The sequence below is a fragment of the Spiroplasma sp. Moj genome (assembly GCF_016082285.1).
Classification (GTDB): Bacteria; Bacillota_I; Bacilli_A; order Mycoplasmatales; family Mycoplasmataceae; genus Spiroplasma; species Spiroplasma phoeniceum.
Genome location: NZ_MQTY02000173.1, coordinates 1 through 584, shown reverse-complemented (window position 1 = coordinate 584; position 584 = coordinate 1). Strand labels below are relative to the sequence as shown.

General features: G+C 19.7%; 1 protein-coding gene. It reads left to right on the top strand.

The features are described 5' to 3' along the window. Positions 1 to 498: 498 nt before the first annotated feature. The coding region (locus tag BST80_RS05355; protein WP_415746298.1) for a lipoprotein at positions 499 to 584 on the top strand (86 nt) is incomplete at its 3' end.

Genomic DNA, 584 nt, shown 5'->3' with positions numbered 1-584 from the left:
AAATATATTTTATAGAAATTTTAAAATAACTAGGTTATGCAAGAAGTCTAATAAATGATGACCAAAAAAATACTTTATTAATTATGATAATAACTTTAAATAAAAAGGTGACAAGTTTAAGTTATCAGGTTAGATAAGCATTAAAGAGTTTTAATTTAAAACTCTTTTTTTATTTAGATAGGTAATTTCCTTGCTTTTTTTTTTTTTTATATATATAATGAAGAATAAGGCGATAAATTAATTTTGAAAAATTATAAATATAGTCTTAATTAAATAAGTATCAATAATGTTATTCAAAAGAAAGAGAAGGAATTACTAATGTTTACTGCTTATATTTTTATATACTTATATGATATAGTTATTAATTTTTTTACTACAAAATGAATTTATCTATTTATTAAACAAAATAATTTATTAAACAAAATAATCCTCCTCCGGCACTATTTTAATTTTATTCTAAAATAAAAAAATTAAAGTGCAAGAAATAGGAGAAAAAACATGAAAAAATTATTAAATGTTTTAGGTGTTGTAACTTTAGTCGGCACTGGTGTATCAAATATTGTAGCATGTCATACAAAGACTAA